This is a genomic window from Alteribacter populi, from assembly GCF_002352765.1.
GTDB classification, from domain to species: domain Bacteria; phylum Bacillota; class Bacilli; order Bacillales; family Salisediminibacteriaceae; genus Alteribacter; species Alteribacter populi.
This window is the reverse complement of the sequence record NZ_KZ293963.1, coordinates 794607-813440: the sequence shown is the minus strand read 5'-3', so window position 1 is coordinate 813440 and position 18834 is coordinate 794607. Positions and strand designations below refer to the sequence as shown.

General features: G+C 41.5%; 15 protein-coding genes and 1 other RNA gene. 12 read left to right on the top strand and 4 right to left on the bottom strand.

The window, feature by feature from the left end:
• Positions 1-28: 28 nt before the first annotated feature.
• Together CDZ94_RS03985 and CDZ94_RS03980 are read left to right on the top strand one after the other, a co-directional pair.
• A complete protein-coding gene (locus CDZ94_RS03985; protein WP_096434449.1) occupies positions 29-1309 on the top strand; it encodes an IS110 family RNA-guided transposase in 1281 nt (426 codons plus the stop codon).
• A 725-nt stretch (positions 1310-2034) separates the two neighbouring features.
• A complete protein-coding gene (locus CDZ94_RS03980; protein ID WP_096435228.1) occupies positions 2035-4323 on the top strand; it encodes a DEAD/DEAH box helicase in 2289 nt (762 codons plus the stop codon).
• A 443-nt stretch (positions 4324-4766) separates the two neighbouring features.
• On the opposite strand, the gene CDZ94_RS03975 is transcribed toward CDZ94_RS03980, so the two are convergent.
• Genes CDZ94_RS03975 through CDZ94_RS03965 form a run of 3 tightly spaced genes read right to left on the bottom strand, consistent with a single transcriptional unit; the run spans position 4767 to position 8459 of the window.
• Positions 4767-5864 (bottom strand): Ger(x)C family spore germination protein, encoded by a 1098-nt coding sequence (locus CDZ94_RS03975; RefSeq protein ID WP_096435227.1) that lies wholly within the window; start codon positions 5862-5864, stop codon positions 4767-4769.
• On the bottom strand, positions 5836-6954 hold the full coding sequence (locus CDZ94_RS03970) for a GerAB/ArcD/ProY family transporter (protein ID WP_096435226.1): 1119 nt from the start codon (positions 6952-6954) through the stop codon (positions 5836-5838). The genes CDZ94_RS03975 and CDZ94_RS03970 overlap by 29 nt, the downstream gene beginning before the upstream one ends.
• A gap of 14 nt (positions 6955-6968) precedes the next feature.
• Positions 6969-8459: a spore germination protein gene (locus CDZ94_RS03965; protein ID WP_096435225.1), complete on the bottom strand. Its 1491-nt coding sequence runs from the start codon at positions 8457-8459 to the stop codon at positions 6969-6971.
• Between the two features lie 113 nt (positions 8460-8572).
• On the opposite strand from CDZ94_RS03965, the gene CDZ94_RS03960 reads away from it, so the two are divergent.
• Genes CDZ94_RS03960 through CDZ94_RS03950 form a run of 3 tightly spaced genes read left to right on the top strand, consistent with a single transcriptional unit; the run spans position 8573 to position 12556 of the window.
• Positions 8573-9892, top strand: coding sequence for a ribonuclease H-like domain-containing protein (locus tag CDZ94_RS03960; protein WP_157911694.1), 1320 nt, complete (start codon positions 8573-8575; stop codon positions 9890-9892).
• A complete protein-coding gene (locus CDZ94_RS03955) occupies positions 9889-11802 on the top strand; it encodes a DUF294 nucleotidyltransferase-like domain-containing protein (protein ID WP_096435223.1) in 1914 nt (637 codons plus the stop codon). Before CDZ94_RS03960 ends, CDZ94_RS03955 begins: the two co-directional genes overlap by 4 nt.
• A gap of 1 nt (position 11803) precedes the next feature.
• Positions 11804-12556: a 3'-5' exonuclease gene (locus CDZ94_RS03950; RefSeq protein ID WP_096435222.1), complete on the top strand. Its 753-nt coding sequence runs from the start codon at positions 11804-11806 to the stop codon at positions 12554-12556.
• A 10-nt stretch (positions 12557-12566) separates the two neighbouring features.
• Here CDZ94_RS03950 and CDZ94_RS03945 read toward each other — a convergent pair whose 3' ends face one another.
• Positions 12567-12875: a 2Fe-2S iron-sulfur cluster-binding protein gene (locus tag CDZ94_RS03945; protein WP_096435221.1), complete on the bottom strand. Its 309-nt coding sequence runs from the start codon at positions 12873-12875 to the stop codon at positions 12567-12569.
• Between the two features lie 761 nt (positions 12876-13636).
• Here CDZ94_RS03945 and CDZ94_RS03940 point away from each other — a divergent pair.
• The 7 genes from CDZ94_RS03940 to CDZ94_RS03910 all read left to right on the top strand — a co-directional run bounded on the left by CDZ94_RS03940 (position 13637) and on the right by CDZ94_RS03910 (position 18834).
• Entirely contained in the window at positions 13637-14158 is a 522-nt protein-coding gene (locus CDZ94_RS03940) for a spore coat protein (protein ID WP_096435220.1), read from the top strand.
• A 110-nt stretch (positions 14159-14268) separates the two neighbouring features.
• A complete protein-coding gene (locus tag CDZ94_RS03935) occupies positions 14269-14826 on the top strand; it encodes an SLOG family protein (protein WP_096435219.1) in 558 nt (185 codons plus the stop codon).
• Positions 14827-14888: 62 nt separating this feature from the next.
• Positions 14889-15200 carry a cell division regulator GpsB gene (gpsB, locus tag CDZ94_RS03930; RefSeq protein WP_096435218.1) on the top strand — a complete coding sequence of 104 codons (312 nt, stop codon included), beginning with the start codon at positions 14889-14891 and terminating at the stop codon, positions 15198-15200.
• Positions 15201-15213: 13 nt separating this feature from the next.
• Positions 15214-15606, top strand: a complete 393-nt coding sequence (locus CDZ94_RS03925) for a reverse transcriptase-like protein (RefSeq protein ID WP_096435217.1) — start codon at positions 15214-15216, stop codon at positions 15604-15606.
• A gap of 101 nt (positions 15607-15707) precedes the next feature.
• An RNA gene (rnpB, locus tag CDZ94_RS03920) (RNase P RNA component class B) lies at positions 15708-16098 on the top strand.
• Between the two features lie 113 nt (positions 16099-16211).
• Positions 16212-17369 (top strand): THUMP domain-containing class I SAM-dependent RNA methyltransferase, encoded by a 1158-nt coding sequence (locus CDZ94_RS03915; protein ID WP_425352520.1) that lies wholly within the window; start codon positions 16212-16214, stop codon positions 17367-17369.
• Positions 17370-17559: 190 nt separating this feature from the next.
• Entirely contained in the window at positions 17560-18834 is a 1275-nt protein-coding gene (locus CDZ94_RS03910) for a quaternary amine ABC transporter ATP-binding protein (protein WP_096435216.1), read from the top strand.

The window sequence follows — 18834 nt, the reverse complement described above, 5'->3', positions numbered from 1 at the left end:
ACCAGCAATCACAAAGGAGGAACCCTTCATGAATCGTAGTAGAAATGAACGAATTAATCAAGTCAACGAAAACACTCTAGTTATTGGAATCGATATTGCAAAAAAGAATCACTATGCCTGTGCCGTCGATTTGCGCGGACGCGAATTAACGAAAGTATGGCGCATCCACCAGTCAAAAGATGGTTTCATCCATTTTGAGCAGGCTGTTAGACAACTGATGGAGACACACAACAAATCAAATGTGCTCATCGGTTTTGAAGCAACCGGCCACTACTGGATGAACCTTGCGGCTATGCTGGAGGCTTTCGAATTCCCTTTTGTCATCGTCAATCCAATGCATGTAAAACAATCCAAGGAAATGGACGATAATTCTCAAACGAAGAACGACGCTAAAGATGCACGCGTTATAGCGAAACTTCTTCCTAACGGCTATTTTAGTATACCGCGGAAGATGACAACCGCTGAACATCACATGAGGCATGGATCCGCAATCCGGGAACGATTACGAAAAGATATCTCTTCCGTAAAAAACAGGATACAGCGATGGAAGGATCTTTACTTTCCGGAATTCAATCAAGTCTTCAGTGAATTGGGCCAACAAGCTCTTGCCGTTTTAAAGCTGACACCTCTTCCCCAGGATGTTCCACATTTGTCTGTCGAAGAGATGGTCAGGCAACAGAAGAAAGCTGGCGCCAAGTATGCTGGGAAACCCAAAATGGTGACCCTGATTGAAGTGGCTCGTCACTCTATTGGCGTAACACGCAGTCAGGAAATGTCACGGCTGGAGATTCGCAGCCTTGTTCAACAGCTGGAACTATTGGAATCACAACTTGAAGAGGTGACTTCCCAGATGGTTGAGCAGGCCCAGTCATTAGAAGAGTTTCAGTACCTCGTCTCCATTCCGGGAATCAGCGAGAACACTGTAAGCGAGTTATTGGCTGAAACAGGCTCTATGCGCAATTACAGGCATCCACGCCAACTCATTAAGCTAGCGGGACTTACGTTGCGTGAGAACAGTTCAGGTCAGCATAAAGGCACAAAGAAGATCTCTAAACGCGGAAGAAAACGACTACGAGCCTTACTTTATAAAGCGATCCTTCCGCTCATTCAGAACAATGCAAGCTTTCGTCAACTGTACATGCATTATCACTCACGGGAACAAAATCCACTGACCAAGAAAGAAGCAATGGTTGTGCTATGCAGAAAGCTGCTTCAGGTGTTCCATGGACTTAGCAAGAAACAGGCAATGTTTGACCCTGAGAGAATGTTGATAGACTCTTCCAACTATCCTCAGAACAAGGCAGCGTAAGGCTTCACAGTGCTTTAATGTACCTTTGACAACACAGGCACAGAGATTCGGCAAGACGGAGACTTTAGACGCCCAGTAAAGGGCAGTCCATGCAGGAGTAAGAGTCCGAGATCTGCGTCAGGCAAGACCCAACGAAGGAATGTAGGCACTTGATGCCAGGAGACATGGGAGGGTAAGTCACCTGATTGTAGCAGAGTTTTTCTCGTGTGAATTACACCTATATATGGAAATGTATCCCACATTCCCAACGCAACGCGTAATCTCTAAATACAGTAAATGTATTTACAAGAATTATGTGGACCTTGGCAGTCGGAGGCGAGTACAAAAAAATTTTTTAGGGCCTCAAAATCCGGGCGGACCCCCGCCATATCAACTTTTCCTGAGGGAGTCTCGCAGATTCCGGCCTACTGCGCTGGGGGCTAAAAAGATTATCTTGTCGTACAATAGACTGAGGGGTTTCCTCCCATTTCATTTGTTTGGTCACTTACCTAAATGCGACATTTGGGGGGGGGGCTCCATTTTTCATTCTTTGAACCGTTGAGCCGCCTGAGCTCAGAATTATAAAATTTATTGTTCTGTAAAGGAATAAAGTATAAGCGCAATTAGGCTTGGCGGTATGCCAAGTTTTCTTTATGTTGCTTATAGTTATGTAAACTAACATTTCCTTTTGCGAGGCAAACGTCTATTCGATATACTAGAAAGGGAATAGAAAGAGGGGAAGTCGAATGTTTGGAAAAAAAGACTTACATAGCCTTTTACGAGATTTAAAGAATGATGAAAATGTCACCCACTGGCATGAAATAGAAGAAAAGCAGGCACGAACGGTTCCATTCCCTGACTCGATCGATAGACGACTAAAGGAAGGGTTGCTCAAAAAAGGAATATCTCAGTTGTACACTCATCAGGCAAGTGCTTATGAATCGGTGAATCGCGGGGAAAATGTCGTGGCTGTCACACCAACTGCGTCTGGTAAAACACTTTGCTACAATTTACCCGTTTTACAAAAACAACTTGAGAATCCTAACAGTCGCGCGCTTTATTTATTTCCGACAAAGGCGCTTGCTCAGGACCAAAAAAGTGAAATTAATGAGTTGATTGATGATATTGATGTTAATGTGAACAGCTATACGTATGACGGGGATACACCGGCGAACATTCGTCAAGTCGTCCGAAAAGCAGGTCATATTGTGATTACGAACCCGGATATGCTTCACGCGGCGATTTTGCCGCATCATACGAAGTGGATTTCATTGTTTGAAAATCTGGAAACCGTAGTCATTGATGAACTACATACGTATCGTGGTGTGTTTGGCTCTCATGTGGCAAATGTGATACGACGGTTAAAACGGATTTGCCGGTATTATGGTAGTAACCCGACGTTTATTTGTACATCGGCAACCATTGCTAATCCAAACGAATTGAGTAAAGAGCTGGTTGGTGAAAACGTTACGCTTATTGACAATAACGGAGCACCGAGAGGGAAAAAGCACTTTGTTTTCTATAACCCGCCGATTGTTCATCGGCAGCTCAACATAAGGGCTGGTGCGACGAAGGTTGTTAATCAATTGGCTGCTGATTTTCTAAAGCAAAACATCCAAACGATTGTGTTTGCAAGAAGCCGCGTACGTGTGGAAATTATCCTTAGTCATCTCCAAGAGTTGATAAAGTACGACTTGGGTCAAAAAAAGATACGGGGCTATCGTGGTGGTTATTTACCGAATCAGCGCCGGGAAATTGAACGGAGCTTGAGGCGAGGAGATACGATTGGTGTTGTGAGTACGAATGCACTAGAGCTTGGTGTTGATATTGGGCAACTGCAAGTGTGTATTATGACAGGCTATCCAGGTTCGGTAGCATCGAGCTGGCAGCAGGCAGGTCGCGCGGGGCGACGACAAGATGAGTCTGTCGTTATTATGGTGGCAAATTCCACGCCGATCGACCAATACATCTTTACTAACCCTGAATTTTTCTTTGGAGGAACTCCAGAAACAGCACGGATTAACAAAGATAATTTGATCATTTTGATTGATCATTTAAAGTGTGCAGCTTATGAGCTTCCGTTTGAAAGAGGCGAGTCATTTGACGGTGTTGAGGTCGAGGAAATGCTGGAATTTTTAGTTGATGAACGCGTTCTTCATACACAGCGAAATAAGTTTTACTGGATGAATGACGCTTTTCCGGCACATAACATTAGCTTACGGTCTGCAGCTCAGGAAAATGTGGTGATTATAGATCAAACTGATGTCGCGTACCACCGGGTTATTGGAGAAATGGATACGTTTAGCGCCTTGACGCTTCTCCATGACGAGGCGATTTACCTCCACGAAGGAACACAATTTCAAGTGGAAGAGCTTGACTGGGATGAAAAGAAAGCGTACGTCAGAGAAGTTGATGTGGAGTATTTTACTGATGCCAACTTAGCGGTCAACCTTAAAGTTCTTGAAGTGGATGAAACAAAAAGCTCAAATTACGGTGAGGTTGAGTTTGGCGATGTGATGGTAACGGCGATGGCGACGATTTTTAAAAAAATCAAGCTGGAGACGTTTGAAAATATCGGCTCTGGACCGATCCACCTTCCAGAACAAGAGCTTCACACCCAAGCTGTTTCGTTATCATTTCCTGAAGAACTCGTAAAGGAGTGGGGTGAAAAGACACTGGAAGAAGCTCTAGGTGGGTTGGCACACGTTTGGCAGCATGTGTCATGTGTGAGCGTCATGTGTGATAAAAACGATCTACATGCAGTTCCTCAAGTGAAGGCGATTCATTCGGAAAAACCGACTGTCTTTTTATATGATCGGTATCCAGGAGGAATCGGGTTATCCGATCAAGTGTATAAACAGATAGACACCACGTTGGAAGAAGCAAATCAATACGTTGAATCGTGTCCTTGTGAAGAAGGGTGCCCCTCTTGTATCGGCTCTGCCGAAACAGGTATAGACAATGAAGAAGCTAACGCAAAACAGCTTGTTTTGCGCCTCCTGAAATCACGACCTCCGATGGCGAAAAGAGTGTAAAACAACAAGAAAAGCGCAAGGCGCCTGAGTACCCGACGAAATGCAAATGTTCTGTCCGATAAAAAGTGCTTTTTACTTTTAATCGGGCAGGTTATTTGACACGAGCCGATGGCGCCTGGAGCTAGACATCGATACGTAGATTTTTTATAATTTCTAAACTCTTAAAAAAGGGCGTTCCGTTCATGCGGAACGCCCTTTTTAAAAAGATAAGCATTTATAAGAGGACAGCTACCTTCACGCCGCTTGTCTCAAGGGAAAAGCATCCTTGAGACTTTAAAACATGCGAGCTGACGCTGTTTTTAATAAAAGGCCGCTATGCGGTTTTTCTTATTGTTTCCAGTTCAATTTTTCACAAAAGAAGTGTTGTACGAGTCGATCTCCATTGATCTTATAATACACACCCCATAATTTTACACAAAATTGTGCGGGGACAGTCCCCAAAATTATTCTTCGACGCCGGTTTCTTTGATGGTGATTTTGACATTTACGGTTATCTCAGCATCTGAGTATTGTTGTTTCCATTTATCGTCGGAGAACTCTGGGTCGTGACGTCGAACTTGGTCGCCTAGTCCAATTGGATCAATATTTAGTTCTTGCATTCGTTCAATAAATTGACTGATTTCTGTCTGGAGCTGTTTGGTTGTTAATGATTGAATTTCGTCGATTTTTTCTTCGTCTAATGTAGGTCCTGAGTATTCATTGATTTTCCCCGTTAGATCGATAGTTGCCTCAATTTTCGGGTTCGTTTTTGCGTCTTCAACTTTAAAGCTTGTTTTTGCGTCAAAATTTCTAAGCGTCGTATATTCATCTTCTTCTGGATTGAGAATGATTTCATAAAAGCCGTCACCGAAACGTTCGGTCAACACTTTCACATAAAAACATTCCTTTAAATCAATGGATTCAACATATTTGTCACCATCAAAGAGAGCGAGGCCGGTTAATTTTATGACGTTCTCTTCTCTCTTTAAGACTGGTAAAAAAGGATCGCGCCCCTGCCCATAATATTGGCTTAAAAACGTGTGGAAGTTCGTTTCTGGAAGGTTTTGTTGGTCAGTGTTTTGTTCAATCAAATCAGTAATATACACGGCTGTCTCAATTTCAAGTGGATAGGTTGTTTCAAGTAATTCTTTGGTAGAAACTCCTTCGACCATGGCAAGATGAATACGCATGCCTATTCTTGGGTCACGTACATACGTATCGAGAATTCGCATTAAACCTGCTTCAGAAAGTGCTTGATCGAATAAAATTGTCGACACTTTCCCGGTATGTAGCGGTTTTGAAGACTGAGCATCTAAGAACAATCGAATATCTTTCGTTGTTCTTGAAACTGCACTAATGGTTTCACTAGTTATATCTTCTTCACTTCTGAAAACGGGAATGCTAACCGTACCTTCAATATTATCCTCACTAACTTGGTCATACCCGATTGCATGAACAAGTTGCAATTCATCTAATATGTGCGGTTCTACACATCCCGTTACTAAGACCATCATGAGGAAGAGTAAGGACAACTTATTTTGCGTTTTGCTGCTTCGTGCCATTTTTCTTAAACCTCCTCATGATCGTTGTCACAATATACAAAACAGGGATGTAACCAAAAATGATATAGAAGCCCACGTTTGACACCCCATCATTTAATTGGTTAATGCTTTCACGTGTTTGATAAGAAATCGCAAATAAAAATACTGTTGCTGCTGTGAAGTATAGTGTACTTTTTTGGCTTGTTCGTAATAGCTTTTTCATACCACGGCTTACGACCCAAATACTAATCATAATATTTGGCGTGATTACTAACAGCCAAAAAGCGATGCCGATATACTCAAACCGTTCAATAAACGGTAGCTCTACTACTTTCCACATTGTTAAAGTCGGATATATAATGCGTTCGAGATGGATACGACTATAAAACAAAAATGACACAAGAGCGACAAGTAAATAAATTAGAACGGACAAGCCATTTCCGAAATGAGCCCATTTTTGGCTTTTCTTTGGATCTTGAATAAACGGAAAATAAAAAGCGAGTGATTCAAAGCCGATGTAGCTAAGTGTCATCGTCTTTATGGCAGGTAACTGCTCTTTTATATTAAATTCAACCGGTAATAAACGATTGGGATTAGCGAATTCTAACGGTGAAAACATCGTGAGAACTAAAAAAAATGGAATCACGACTCCTAAAAAAGCGACCCCTGCAACGACACGAAAACCGTTATAAATCCCATAAACGATCATGAGGAGAATCGCTAATGTCAACGGCCAAGTTGCCAAACTCGGAAACACCCAAACTTGTACGACTTCAACGTACGTTCTTACGACAGTAATTCCCATGAACAAAAAATAACCGAGAAAAGCATAGCTAAGAAAATTGCCAATATATTTTCCGAAGTAGTGCTTGTGTACTTCGATGAGGTCTGTTTTTTTGTCATCGCGTAAGAGTATCCGGTAAATCATCCAAATCGAAATATGCACCAATACTCCTGCCAAAATGATCGTAATCCAAGCATTGTACCCTGCGTCCATAGCAAGGTAACGCTGAAATCCTAAAACACCTACGCCGACTTGCATAGAATGAATTAGAAAAAATACGAGAAAAGGAGAGATGTGTGAAAAGCCTTGTTTGTGATGAATGGACATTGTACATTCCCTCCTTAGTTAATATCATGATCAATGTCGCGGATTTCTTTGCCTTCTTTTTTCTTGAAACGGTACTGCTTTTTCGTTTGCATTAATTCAGGACGTTCGTATTGCATATTAAAAGGCAGTCGGAAAAATGCATCGCGCAGATCACGAAAACGAAACGGGTAAAGAGGCTCCAAATACGGACGACCAAGCGATGTTAGCGTGATTAAGTGAATAATGAAAAATGTCGATAACAACGCTATTCCGATAATTCCCCAGAGCTGAGCGATGAACAAAAAAGGAAATCGGATCAATCGAATCGTATTCCCTATTCGGTAGACAGGCGTTGTAAATGAAGCTAATGCAGCTAAGGCGACGATAATAAGCAAAACATTACTCGTCAATCCAGCTTCTACCGCAGCAGTCCCGATTACGATACCGCCTACGATACCGATCGTTTGTCCAACCTTAGTAGGCAAACGGGCTCCAGCTTCTCTTAACAGTTCAATCGTCAGCTCTAAAAAGATAGCTTCAATAATCGGTGGAAACGGGATAATCGCTCGTGAGATAACTAACGTTGCCATTAGATCTTGAGGAATTAGTTCGGTATGATACGTAATGACCGCAACATATAACGGTGTTGACAGTACGGAAAAGATGACAGCAAATAAACGAATCAATCGAAAAATAGTAGCGATGTGCCATGATAAATAGTAATCTTCAAAGGAGGCGAAAAATTCAATAATGGTCGTGGGCGCTGTAATAGCCGATGGGGAACCATCGACAAGCACCGCCACTTTTCCTTCCGTTAATTGAGCTGCAACCCGATCCGGGCGCTCGGTATCAATCATCTGCGGGAATGGGGAATTTTTATTATCCTCAATAAATTGATAAACGTACGAACTATCACTTATTTCATCGTAATCAATCGCTTTAATGCGCTGAATCATCGTTTGGACATTTTCGTCGCTCGCAATGTCGGATAAATACAAAACAGCTACCTCTGTATTTGAAATCGAGCCTACCTTCAGCTTTTTTATTGATAAAGTTGAACTGATCAGACGTCTACGAACTAAATTAATATTGACTGAAAGGTTCTCAACAAACCCTTCCTTTGGCCCAATGACGTTGTATTCAATTTCAGGAGTCGCTATCGAACGATTTTGGTCTTTTGGGGCAGACGCCAATAAACCATAAGGTGAACCTTTATCTAACTGAATAAGAACTTGACCTCTATGGAGGCCATCTTCAACTTCAGGCCCGGTTGATACGACTTTGATTTCATCTAAGGGGAGGTTTTTTTTCATATCTTCAAAGGAATAGATGGCGTCACTTTGAAGAGGTTGAATCATTAATTCTTGCAAAACTTTATTATCAACTAACGTATCAAAGAATGAAATGTAAAATGTTTGCTCGATACTTGCAATTTCATCAACGACAAAGTCATCTGAGTCTTGGCAAAGAGTCAAGACTTCAATAAAACTTTTTTGTTTTTGCTGTTCTTGATTCCCTTTGCTCATTTAGTAAGCTCCCTTTTCGAATATAGCTCCACTTAGTATTTAAAAACAGAGTGGTTTTCTATTCATTTATTTTCATATAAAATAGAACAAGGTGTGGATAAGGGGGTGAAATGATGAGTTTACAAGGGAAATTGCAGAGAATGAAAGGGTATATGAATAATGAAGTGCCAGAACGATCACATCGCTCTGGCCGTCCAGAGCCAACCTCGGCAGGTGATTTTGAAAAAACCGATGACAGATTCCCCTTTTCTCATGAAAAACTGTGGAAAAAATATGGGTTTGAACCGCATTTTTTTGATGGTGAGTATTCTCTTATTCGCAAGCGCTCCTATAAAATAACAAATTACCATGGCAATCGCCGGTTTTCAGAGCTTAAAGAAGTACATGAAGCGTGGCAGGGTCAAAAAACAGAACACCCTCTTTCAACGAAAGGCGTTCACATAGAAGACCTTCTATTCTTTGATACAGAAACGACCGGGTTATCTAGCGGAGCAGGGACGTCAATTTTCTTAATGGGCTATTCGCGTATCAAAGGAGATTATGTTGAGGTTGTCCAGCACTTTATGCCGGGACCGGCGAGTGAAGCAGCTTTTTTTCACGGTTTTCTATCAGATTTTCAACCAAGTAATCATTTGGTCAGTTATAATGGGAAAGCATTCGACTGGCCTCATGTAAAGTCGCGGCATGCTTTTGTTCGAAATGAAGTACCTAAATTACCGAAGTTTGGTCATTTTGATTTATTACATGCGGCTCGTAGACTTTGGAAATACGAATTACCATCGTGCCGGCTGTCCATTGTCGAAAGCGAAAGGCTAAAGATAAAAAGGAGAAACGAGACACCAGGAAGTCTCGCGCCGATTTTGTATTTTGAATACTTAGAGCATAAAAATCCTGAAGAGCTGGAAGGGATTTTCCGGCACCATGAATGGGACGTTTTATCGTTGATCGTTTTGTTTGCAGATATTTCTAAGCGGTTATTGAAAATAGATGATACGCACTCATCGAATATCGAGCATCTCCAAATGGGAAATTGGTTTGCACAAGTAAAAGACTTTGGCGCCGCTTGTGATCATTACGAAAAAGCGGCATTAACTCATGGCAACACACAAAGCACCGCATATCTCAAATTGGGCATGATATATAAAAAGCAAAAAAAATTCACTGAAGCTAAAAGGTTTTTTGAGCGAAGTATTCAATCAAATACTGGCTTATCCAGTTTGCGTGAAAGTTATGAAGAACTCGCTAAAATAATGGAGCACCAGGACAAAGACTTTGAAAAGGCGCTGTTTTTTACAGGGAAAGCGATGAACGCTGAACTGGAAGCAGCTCGGGTTGCTCGTCATGAGCAGCCTAAATTATGTAGGTTAAAAAAACGAATGGATCGGCTCGAGAAAAAAGTTGCTGTTCAACAAGAAAGGAGTGAAGGGCGTTGACAGAAGAACAAGTATATTTTGAGGTAATTAGAGATAAATATCCGTTTCATTTGTTAACAGCTGAGCAATTTAAGACGGTTATCGGACAGTCCGAAAGACGATCATTTCGTGAAAATGAATTTATTTTTCATGAAGACGAAGGAGAAATTGAAGTTTACTTCTTATTAAAAGGCTTGGCAAAGAACGTCCTTCACCGGGAAGATGGCAAACAGTTTTCCGTGCGCTTTTATTATCCTGGTGACTTAATCGGTCTTATGATCCTGCTTTCAGGAGGCGAGATGAATTTTTCGGTACAGGCTCTGGAAGACTGTGAAACGGTAAAGTTGAAAAAAAGTGACTTCCTTAAGGTGATGACAGAAAATACAGCTTTTTCCGATATTATTTTAGCGGGAATCGGTCAGCGCATGAAGTCTCTTTACGATGAAATGAAAAAAGGAAAAGGGACGACATCAGATACAGAAAATGTTGCGTTGTATAAGACGCGGGTACATACAATCATGGATAAACCTAAGTTCATTTACAAAGAGCAAACGTTAATACAGGCAGCTAAGGCGCTAGGTGATTGGAGAGGACCTGGTTTAACTGTGGTCGATCAGGACCACAATCTCAAAGGTACAATTACCCAAACTGAGCTTTTAAAAGGGTTAAGCAACGATGCCAATCATGATTCCGTTGACAGCTGGATGAATGCAAAACCAGTTTCCACTCAGGCGGACGCGTTTAGCTATGAAGTCCTTACTTATTTTAAAGATGATCGAGTCCATATGGTGCCCGTTTTAAATGGCGAAAAAGTAGTAGGTATTCTTACAGCTGAGTCCTTTCTTCGACTACATGAATCGGAATACTTAAATTTATATTACAACGTCAGCCATGCAAAAAACTTAGAAGATCTCGCTAAACTGTCGCCAAAAACAAATGACTCTTTTCTTGCCTTTACAGAAGAGCTTCTCATCGAACAAACATACGGCACTGAAATGAGTGAATTTATTTCAAAATACAATGATCAAATTCACATTCAAGTCATTCGTGCTGCTTTACGGGAAATGAAAGTGGAAGGGCACGGATTGCCGCCTGTCAATTATTGCTTTATCGTGATGGGAAGCCAAGGGAGAGGCGAACAAGCATTTAGTACTGACCAGGATAACGGGTTTATTTTAGATAACTATGAACATCTAGAAAGCCGCGATCACGTTGATGCTTATTTTAAACGATTTGCGGAAAAAATTAATCAAGGATTAGTAGTATGTGGTTTTCCGGAATGCACTGGCGGGATCATGGCCAAAGAGGAAAAGTGGCGAAGAAGTATTAACGACTGGGAAAAAGAAGTGAGACGTTGGGTGAAAGAAACCGATGCCCAGGAAGTGAGAGACTTCACAATCTTTGTTGATTACCGACCGTTATTCGGAGATTTTAACCTTGCAGAGAAGCTTCGCAAAAAAATCACGCCGCCTATTCAAAAAGGAAGAATTCTTCATGCGATGCTGATGAAAGATACGATTCGTTTTCGTGTGCCAATTCAAGCGTTTGGGCGAATTGGTACGAAAGGTAAAAATCGGACTCTTGATTTAAAAAAGTCAGCGATTATGCAAATAATAAACGGAGTGCGCATTTTTGCCATTCGTTATGGCATTGAAGAGGTAAGTACACTTAGGCGTCTTCATACGTTACAAAAAGAGGAAGTGTTCCATCCACGAGATGTAAAAAATGCGAAACTCGCTTTAGACTATTTATATCAATTTCGGATTCAGGAAAATTTGCGTCAATTAGGAGACAATCAGCCGCTATCAAATGAACTGGCCACGCATCGATTAACGAAAGATCAGCGCAAACAATTGAAAGAAGCGTTAATGGTAGCAAAACGAATGCAGCAAATGAGTGAATTGAGCTTTGCGAGAAATAGGGGGCTCTAACATGGAGGTATCCATACTACACTATTTACGCTACATTCTTTTTGATATCCACTTTTTTCATCAAATGAAACGAAGGTGGGTTAAAAAAAACCGTGCACTATACGATGCGTTAATTGCAGAAATGATGGACCTTCAACCTGAAGGGAGCATTGATGACGTTTCTCTTGATGAGCTAACATTTACCGTTTTCGATTTGGAGACGACTGGCTTTTTCCCACGGATGGGGGATGAAGTCATTTCAATAGGAGCGATGAAGGTAAATGCGAATCATATTAAATTCCCTGAACATTTTTATGAGGTTGTCCGACCGTTTAAACCAGTATCGGACGATGTGACGGAATTAACAGGGTTGAGCCGAAAGGATATTAAAGAGGGAGAACCCTTTCTTGTCGGTTTCTTTCGTTTTGTACAGTTCATGTCAAATACGGTCATTGTCGCCTATCCTGCAAGTTTTGATGTCGTTTTCTTAAAAGAGCTCTCTAAGAGGTGGGGGCTCTCCAAATTTAATCCCTATTTTGTCGATGCCTATGAAATTGCGAACTACCTTTATCCAAATGAGAAAAATAGCCTCGATCACCTGATTAAGAGGCTAGGCATTGAAAAAAGAATGCGCCACCATGCGTTAAATGACGCTCACATGACAGCTGAAGTCTTTATGTATTTAGTCGATGAGCTTAAGAAAAAAGAGATCTACACTTACGGTGATCTTCAGAAAATAACAAAAGATCGCAGAAACCCGGTCCTGCGATCTTAATTCGATATTTTTATTTTTCTGGTCTTGGACCTGGATCCATTCCTGAAGATGACACAGTCATTTTCGGTGTCACTTTAACGTCGGATTGAACGCTGACCTGGCAGGAAAGGCGACAGTTTTCTTCTAGTGATTTCGCTTTTTCTGCTTCACCCCTAGGTTCGAATGTTCCTTCATGTACTTCTACGCGACAGGTTGTACATTTAGCTTTTCCTCCGCATCGATGAAGAATATCAATACCATTGTCCTCCAGCGCTAGAACAAGCTTCGTTCCTTTTGAAGTATCGAATGATCCATATCCAGGTACTTCTACTTTTGGCATTGTTCACTCACTCCCCCAATTTTTATATTATTAATTATCTTTTCCCAATATAACACGGAAATAAACTTTTGGGTATTTCCCGGGTGAGCGCAGATTTTGCGCTTATTCGAGTATCGTGTAGTTTCTTTGGGTGTTTTAGCCTGTTTTTTGAGAAAATCATGACGAAATGGTAAGAAAAATGCAATTTTCTGCAAAATACCTGTTGATTATTTCATAGGAAATTCTTACAATACGATAGTAAAGTTTTTTAAGTGGGAGAGAAAGCATGAAAACGATGATCTTATTAATGTTCTTTGCAGTGATTGGCTTTACGTTTTGGTTTATGACAGAGGCGAGGGATGGGGCGGTCGAGTTTCCGTTTCTAACTCTTTAATAGGATGTTCAAAAAGTCCGGGAAAAATAGCTGTCGAATCTCTTTGTTGCATCGTCTCTCCAGTCCTCACGTAGTAATCACCTACGCTCTGGGCTTCGAGACTTCTGCGCCTCGATCTTCTCGGCTCTTTTTGTCCTCCTTTCGAGCAAGGGTTTAATCTTCTTTGTTGAACAAACACATTAAGGGCTTGTAAGAAAGCCTTTTTTGTTTCGGTTTTTACTTTAGTAATTTAAAATGAAAAAGAATAAACGACCCTATACACAATATCCCTTTTATTCAGGCACTAACACATAGAAAAACACCAAAAATAGGTTTTATAACTAGTACATGTATGTAGGGACTCACATAGGTTGATAGTGTACCGAATCAAAAAGGAGGAATACAGCGTATGTTTAAACGTCCGCGTACAAAAGCTCAGTGTATGCCACCGCGCGTGCATCCTACACAGCAACAAGTGACACACTCATGTTGTGAATATATCGTTCCTGAAGTGCATCCAACGCACACGACGAACGTAAATCACCATTTGTATAAACACGTGCATAGTTATCCACACACCGCTTCTCAAGTAGACCAAGTGTCTCATCAGCATATCAATGGTGGACCTCAAGTGGCAGGTGCGCAAATGGGGCCAGGCCAAGTAGCAGGAGCGCAAGCACATCCGAACATGGGCTTTCCAGGTCAAGTAGCAGGAGCGCAAGCACATCCGAACATGGGCTTTTCAGGTCAAGTAGCAGGAGCGCAAGCACATCCGAACATGGGCTTTCCAGGTCAAGTAGCAGGGGCGCAAGCACATCCGAACATGGGCTTTCCAGGTCAAGTAGCAGGGGCGCAAGCACATCCAAACATGGGTTTTCCAGGTCAAGTAGCTGGAGCGCAACATGGCAAAGGTAAAGGAAAGTGCTGCTAGCTTAAAAGGTGGGCGGACCATCCTCGGATGAGTCCGCTCTTTTTTTGATAATTTCACGTATTTCCTAACCTCAGGCTATGTTATGATAAAGGGGAAAGGTAGGAATACATATGTATGAAGCCCTTGCAGTGACTGGTTATAAGCCCCACGAATTAGGAATCTTTGACGAAAAGCACCCACATTTACCTTATTTGAAGGAAGCGATTAAAAGAAAAATTCAAGTCTTAAAAGAAGAAATAGATTTTAAATGGCTTATTACAAGTGGACAACCAGGAGTTGAACACTGGGCAGCTGAAGCCCTTATCGAATTAAAACAAGACTATCCTGATTTGCAATTGGCTACATTAGCCCCATTTTACGAACAAGAAGGACGTTGGAAAGAGACGTGGAAGGAAAGCTACCAAGCGATTTGGTCCCAAAGTGATTTTACTGAACATATAACGAAGAGACCTTATGAAAATCCGGCTCAACTAAGAATGAAAAATCAATTCATTGTCGACAAAAGTCATGCCTTTCTCGTCCTGTATGATGAATTCACACCCGGATCACCGGATTATTATTTAACGTATGCAAACAAAAAGCATGAGGCAACCGATTATCCAGTTTATTATTTAACACCGGATGATATCGAAGAATCCATACGTGACCAGCAGGAAGACTGGAATTGACAACAAGAGCGGTTTCTGAAAAAATAAGAAAATAATCATGTACATTGACAGAGGTGAACGCAATGCAAAAGAAGATTGCTCGTTTAACACCAAAAGAAATTCTCGAAAAAGAATTTAAAACTACGATACGCGGATACAGTCAAGATGAAGTGGACCAGTTCCTTGATCAAATAATAAAAGATTACGATGCGTATGAAAAACGAATTCAATTTTTAGAGAAAGAAACGGAACGTTTGAAAAAAGAAGCTACGACACTTAATGAGCAAACGAAGCGACATCAGCCACAACCCCAAAACGGCAATACGAACTATGACATTCTAAGACGTTTATCGAACTTGGAAAAACACGTATTTGGCAGTAAGTTAAACGAATAGCGAGGTTTAGACCTTGGTTGAAGTATATATTGATGGAGCAAGTGCCGGTAATCCTGGTCTTTCCGGTGCTGGGGTTTTCATAAAAGGTGAAGGTTACGTATTGCGGAAGTCTGTTCCTTTAGGTACTTTATCGAACCACCAAGCTGAATTTGCAGCTTTGTTAGAAGCGTTGAAACTGTGTGCGGAGCATGAGTTTAAAATTCTCTCTATTCGTACTGACTCACAAATTGTTGCTGATGCTCTTGAAAAAGAATACGTAAAACGAAGCAGTTTTGAAACTTACTTAACAGAAGCTCTTAAGCTGATCGACATTCATTTTGACCATTGTTTTACTAAATGGATTCCGAGTAAACAAAACAAAGAAGCCGATGTATTGGCAAGACAAGCAATACAGATGAACAAGTAAGCATGCGGGATGGAAATGTAACCTACCTGTTGCTTTTTGAATTCCTTTTATGGTATACTATTCTTTGTCGCAAATAAAACGGTAGTAACGAAGCGTCTTTTGTGTTCGGGTAATCGCTGCACGTTTTTACGTGTAGAGGAAAGTCCATGCTCGCACAGTCTGAGAGTGACTGTAGTGTTCGTGCTTGACCAATTCATAAGTCAAGGTAGTCTTTTATTGGCTAACGGCAGGGAAACAACCTACGTCCTATTAGGATACGGTCTACTACCCTTGAAAGTGCCACAGTGACGAAGTCTGTTTAGAAATGAACAGAGTGGAACGAGGTAAACCCCACGAGCGAGAAACCCAAAATATGGTAGGGGCATCCCCTCAATGGAACTCAACGGAGAGGGGGACAGGTGCACGAGTGACACCTGCAGATAGATGATTACCACCGGAGTACGAGGGCAATCCCCGTTTGTAGTACAATGGAACAGAACATGGCTTACAGAGCGCAATGGGCGCAACGTTTTGAAATGTAACTCCACAACCTTGTGTTCGTGGGGTTTTTTACATATTGTAAAGAGAGTGAAGTGAGATTCTCAATACGAAAGGAATGACGACCATTGAAAGGAAAGGTAACTCTTATCGCGACAGCTGCTATGGGACTAGAAGCAATTGTAGCCCAAGAGGTAAAAGAACTCGGCTATGATGATGTAACTGTAGAGAATGGAAAAGTGACATTTACAACTGACCCTACCGGGATTGCAAGGACGAATCTATGGCTGCGTACAGCGGACCGAATTAAAATTAAAGTGGGCGAATTTAAAGCGACGAGCTTTGAAGAATTATTTGAACAAACAAAAGCATTGCCTTGGACGGATTACTTACCTGAGAATGCAGAGTTTCCTGTTATTGGACGATCGGTAAAGTCTCAACTGTTTAGTATCTCTGACTGTCAGGCAATTGTTAAAAAGGCCGTCGTGGAAAAAATGAAAGCTTCCTATAAAAAAGATTGGTTCGATGAAAACGGCGGTTTTTATCGTATTGAAGTGGCTTTGCATAAGGACATTGCTACTCTCACGATCGATACGAGCGGAACTAGTGGCCTTCATAAACGGGGGTATCGCTATTTACATAACGAGGCGCCTCTTAAAGAAACGTTAGCTGCGGCGATGATTAAATTAACAAATTGGCATCCTGATCGTCCTTTTGTCGACCCCTTTTGTGGTTCCGGAACGATAGCCATTGAAGCTGCGATGATTGGCCAAAATATTGCTCCGGGATTTAATCGGGAATTTGCTTTTGAAGGCTGGGATTGGTTTGAACAAAACTGGTTCGACTCGGCAATGCAGGAGGCAGAAGATTTGGCAAATTATGATCAGCCTCTTGAAATATATGGGACTGATATTGATCATCGTATGGTCGACCTCGCTATAAACAATGCTAAAGAAGCAGGTTTTCCAGATTTGATTACGTTTAAGCAAATGCAAGCGAAGGATTTACGCTCAAAGAAAGAATACGGGGTTATTGTTGGTAACCCTCCTTATGGAGAACGGATGAGGGAAAAAGCGGAAGTGGAAAAGTTATATAAAGAGGTCGGTGCTACTTTCCGAGAGTATCTTCCGACATGGTCTGTCTATATGATTACATCACATGAAAAATTTGAGTTGTATTATGGAAAAACAGCAACGAAGAAACGTAAGCTTTATAACGGGAATATTAAAACGGATTTGTATCAATATTGGGGACCAAGACCTCCGAAACCAAAAGAAGATAAGTAAATGCTACAGAAGCTGTCACCTTTGTCGGTGGCAGCTTTTTTTAGGTTGTGGAAAACGATTGAACACTAAATTAATCCGACCTCATTAATCTCAATAGGAAGAAGCCCATTTTCCTCCCACTTTTATGCATGAATCAGCAGAAATTGTAAATAGTAAGCAGAGAATAAAGGACTTATAAAGGAGAACGCCAATGAAGAAGATTGAAGTGCGTAATCTAACGAAAGTATTTGGTCCGAATCCTAAACGAGGCGTTTCCCTTCTTAAAGAGGGGAAGTCGAAGGATCAGATTTTAAAAGAGTCAGGTAATACCGTAGGGGTAAACCAAGCAAGCTTTGAAGTGGAGGCTGGGGAATTTTTTGTGATTATGGGGCTTTCCGGGAGCGGAAAATCAACACTTATTCGTCTTGTGAATCGATTAATCGAACCGACTTCAGGATCAGTGCTAATTGATGGTGAAGACATTACAAAGATGAATAAAAAATCGCTCATAGAAACGAGAAGGGCGAAACTTGGGATGGTTTTTCAACGTTTCGCTCTTTTACCTCATCGAACGATCCAAAAAAACGTAGAGTATGGACTAGAGATCCAAGGGATTGAAGTGAAAGAACGTGAAGAAAAATCGAAACAGTCAATTGAAGCAGTAGGTCTTGGTGGTTATGAGAACAGTTATCCGGATGAACTGAGCGGCGGGATGCAGCAACGCGTTGGACTGGCACGAGCTCTTGCGACGGATTCTGATATTCTTCTCATGGATGAAGCATTTAGCGCCCTAGATCCGCTCATTCGAAAAGACATGCAAGATGAACTTTTAGAGCTTCAAGATAAACTAAATAGAACAATCCTTTTTATTACTCATGATTTGGATGAGGCATTAAAGCTTGGTGATCGGATTGCGATTATGAAGGACGGTGCAATCGTACAAATTGGTACGTCAGAAGAAATTATGAGAGAGCCTGCTAATGATTATGTTGCGAGCTTCGTTCAAGATGTCGATCGCTCCAAGGTACTTGTTGCTGAAAATGTCATGAAAAAACCGGACGTGGTTACCTCATCGAAAGACGGACCAAGGGTAGCGGTAAGGCGAATGAAGGAAAAAGGCATCTCCAGTATTTTTGTTGTCGATCGCGGTAATGTCCTAAAAGGGTTACTTACGATTGATGATGCAGTTAAAGCCATTGACAGTGATCAGTCGATTGATGACTTACTCATCCAAGGTTATGCCACTGCAGAACTTGATACACCACTAGATCAATTAATTCCAATCGCAGCAGAAACAAACTATCCGATTGCTGTTGTGGAAGATGAAAAACTTCGCGGGATTATCGTGCGCGTTTCAATTCTTTCAGGACTCGTAATCGGAAAAGAAACAGAAGACGAAGAGAACTCTGCTGAGGATGAGAATGATATGGCTACTAACCAAGTGATAACGGATACTAGCCCGGCGGATCAAGGAAAGGAGGGATAG